The sequence below is a fragment of the Piscirickettsia litoralis genome, assembly GCF_001720395.1.
GTDB classification, from domain to species: domain Bacteria; phylum Pseudomonadota; class Gammaproteobacteria; order Piscirickettsiales; family Piscirickettsiaceae; genus Piscirickettsia; species Piscirickettsia litoralis.
In genome coordinates this window covers 209,154-213,216 of sequence record NZ_MDTU01000001.1, presented here as the reverse complement: position 1 = coordinate 213,216, position 4,063 = coordinate 209,154, and the positions used below count along the sequence as shown (strand labels likewise).

2 protein-coding genes are annotated in these 4,063 nt (G+C 41.7%); both read right to left on the bottom strand.

The window, feature by feature from the left end:
* Positions 1-2,202, bottom strand: a 2,202-nt coding sequence (locus BGC07_RS20345) for a hypothetical protein (protein WP_158006819.1), incomplete at its 3' end; no start/stop codon positions are given.
* 319 nt (positions 2,203-2,521) lie between these two features.
* A complete protein-coding gene (locus tag BGC07_RS00965; protein ID WP_069311612.1) occupies positions 2,522-3,502 on the bottom strand; it encodes an NAD(P)H-quinone oxidoreductase in 981 nt (326 codons plus the stop codon).
* Positions 3,503-4,063: the final 561 nt, after the last annotated feature.

The following is a 4,063-nucleotide window of genomic DNA, read 5'->3' as shown; positions in this document are numbered from 1 at the left end:
CACTTTGACTCCAGCATCCACTTTCACGCTGGGCTTAATGGTTTTAATACGCTTGAGCGCTTTTTCAGGAACAACTTTGTTTTTGCTTTTTTGATATTCAGCATGCTCTTTATCGGTTAACGGCACCATTTGTGCAAGCATACTCGAAGAGTTATCTTTAGCTCGAAAGCGTTTAAAATGCACCGCGGCATTCGCATAGAGTGAACCCGTTGCACCAACAACCGCAGAAAACTCACTCTCCAGTTTAATAAAAAAACGCCCACAGTTTAAAATATAAGCCGGTTCGTAATCATAACCCGTAATAGGGTGAGGCTGAAACTTTTCTTTAACCAGCTCAAACTGTACATGTAAGCCCTGCTTATTCGGAAAATAAGTGCTTAGATGGCAATTTCCCGTAAAAACATCGAGTTCGGCTTTAGCATGGCTGTTAATTAATAAGGCATTATGATCCAAATTCATGCGGGCCGCCGCATCGGTAGTGTAACGCATAAACTGCGCCGAGGCATCGCCTTGAATATCATACCAACGAAATTCGCTATGTGCGTTGTCTTTCACCCCCCAAAGGTTAAAACTGCCAGACACATCATCGGTCGAAAGATTGAGAAGATTCCCCTCATTATCACTGTTGCTGGTCAGTGCTTCTGCACGATTTAACAGGGAACCTCGCGCCGCTTTTTTTCCTTGAGCATTTTGAATACTGCCCCCAAAAACAGGGCCTCTATCAGCGATTTTCGCATGCTTGGTCACATTCACTCGGTCTAAGCGATCTTTTAGCCGCTTATAACCCTCTATTAGTTTATCTGTCAGCGCTTTATAGTCCTGACCGTTAATATGCCCTAAAGTGACCGCTTCTTTAACGACCACACCCAAAGCAATGGAGACCGTCACCCCTAACTCAGTCACGCGACCTAAAGAGAGTTTAGGTGCACCCAAACGCTCGAGCAATGCTGTCGAAACAAAAGTAACCGGGTCTTTTTTTAATAAAGGGTCTTTGCTGATCAATAAAATTTCACACAAACTCACCGAATGGCCATCCACATCATCAACATCAATAACGTTGATATTTTCCTGACCTAAAAACTCTTTGAACTTATTTTTTGCTTGACCGATGAGCTGAGAAGTTTGTCCTTGCTTAGCACTCGCCTGCTGTTGGGCAGTTAAAAACTCTTGCGCTTGCTTTCGATAACGCATACCTTCGGCTTGAATCTCATCAAGCTGATCTTGTGTCAGGTAGTAAAAACAACGCTGGCTTTTTGCCATGGCATAGGCAATACAAACAATGCCAGTGCTCTCTGCACTTTGCATGTGCACACGTTGCCCAAGCCGATAAAACGCTTTATCCGTGATGGGCGTATGCGTATAATCAGCAAACTCTATCGGCCAAGCCGACTGCTTAATCATACGACCCTGTGCTTTTAGGCTGACTTTATCCTTATATTCAAGGCTTTTCGCCGTGCCATATAACAGCGCTGTTACTCCAGCTAATGCACTCTCTAAGCCATAATCAACCACCATTTGACTCATATCGCACGATTGTAATAAGCGTTTATAAGACGTCACTGTTGATACCGTATCGGTGCTTTGTAATTGCAGATTTTTGTGTTGTTGCTTTAAGCGTTGATAGGCTAAATAAGCGAAAACATTCTTATTTTTCGCCCGATAGCAAGCCCTTACAAGCTCACCTTCCTCATAGCCACGCTCCGCTGGGCTGGTAAAGTCCCCCTGACCATAGCGATAACTATGTTTTCCTAGCAATGCATCCAAGGCAGAGGCATAAAGCCGATAAACACCAAGGCTGCCACTGCCTTGTAAAATAGTCACCGCATAATAACCTTCACTGTCTGGGTGATCGTAGTTTAATAACTTCGGTGCAATTTGGTCATTTTGGTGAATTTTCAACAAGGCTTGAGCAAAATCTGCCAACGAAACAAACGTCGGCCGATACCGATTTTGATGATGTTGATAATCCAGCAAACCAATAAACTCTGTTTGGCCGACAAAAGATTCATGGGTTAATGTCGTTGAAAAGTGATCGACAACATTCACGGCTAAACACGGCATATAACTGTATTGGTCGCGCTCTTCTTCGCCAGCACCGACTAACTTCTCTTCATTAGTAAAGGACCACACTGGATAATAGGCGACTAATTGCCAAGCATATTCCTGATCTGAGTCCGCCACGGTAACACGGTACTTGAGCATATCTTTCAACGAATCTAATCGATGACACTTTCGAGGGTATTGTACTGCTATCGCTATCCCTGCACCCTATATTCTGATTGAATGATTAAGCGCTGTTCCTTCATTTTCTCATGCCTTTCAATAGGTTATTATTATTTTAGCCGTCAAATCTTCCATTTAAGATCGATTTACTCGGTAGTTTACCAAAAATTATTAGCTATTGCGAGCAATAACATGCGTATAGAGTAAATGTTATTGATTAACAAGGCGGCGGGGATGTTTGTCGTATTTAAAGACAAAGTAATCCACTTAGAATAAAAAGTGGATTACTTTCGTTGGTTTAGTGAACCTCAAGCACAATTTTACCAATGTGCTGGCTGGACTCCATAAGCTCGTGCGCTAAGCTTGCTTGTTCCAAGGAAAAGACACTCGCAATAACAGGCTTTAATTTATTTTCAGAAAATAATGGCCAAACTGTTTTTATTAAATTCTTTGCAATGCCAGCTTTAATACTTAACGGCTGAGGCCGCAAGGCATTCCCGGTTAAGGTTAACCATTTAAAAAGTAATGTCTTGCAATTAATCTCCGCTACAGCGCCGTTACGAAATGCAATCATTACAATGCGACCATTGATCGCTGCGCATTCTAAATTGCGATTAGTGTACTCACCACCCATCATATCTAAAATAACATCAACACCCTGATTATCTGTTGCTTTTAAAACAACGTCAACAAAGTCTTGTTCGCGGTAATTAATCGCATAATCCGCCCCTAACTCCGTGCATACTCGACACTTCTCATCACTGCCAGCGGTCGTAAACACTGTTGCGCCTAGCCCTTTAGCAAGCTGGATTGCTGTAGAACCAATGCCACCCGAACCTCCATGAACTAAAAAACGTTCACCTTTTTTTAATTGAGCAAGGTCAAAGACATTCGACCACACGGTAAAATACGTTTCAGGCAACGATGCAGCTTCTAATAATGACACACCTGTAGGAATCGGTAAGCACTGCTCGGCTGGGACATTAACATATTCAGCATAACCACCTCCATTCGTCAGTGCACAGACCCTATCACCGACTTGCCAACCAACAACACCATCACCAACGGCTTCAATGACACCAGAAACCTCTAAACCCAAAATAGGCGAAGCATCTTTAGGAAGCGGATAATGGCCTTTTCTTTGTACAAGATCAGCACCATTCACTGCGGTCGCTTTTACTTTAATTAACACTTCACCCACTGAAATTTTAGGTATATTTCCTTGCTGTAGCTTTAATACTTCCGGACCACCTGGCTGAGTAATATCAATATAATCCACGCAAACGATCTCCCATTTAAGATAATTGAACCCTGATAAAACTAACATATTTCTATAAATACAGAAATAGCTACCAATACTGGGGAATCAATCATTTTTCAATCAGCGGTAAATTACCACTTTTTCACGATAATGAGGACAAGGAGGATGGCGTGGCGCGTGTCTTGTTGGAGCGACAGTGCAACCTACTAATGCTACTGCCGCAAATAACGTTACCGCACGTATTGCGACTTTATCGATAACTAACTGTTTTACTTGCATAAGGATGCCTACACTTAATTTTATAAACAACAGCTTTACGGCCAAACTGAGAGCGTACCATTTTGACGCGCGCGCGGAGCACTTGATATACAGCAACAGCTTAACACTTACATAATCAATCTCTTTACAACTGCATATGATCAATTTGTATGATTCAATCATACTTCGCTTAAGGTTACGATACTCATAAGATTAGGTAATTTTTAGCTAAAACTCTCAGCTTACTTATAAAACATTTTAGCTACAATTTTATCATTAGTAATTTTATATATTTTTATTATAAAGCAGCTCAATAAATCA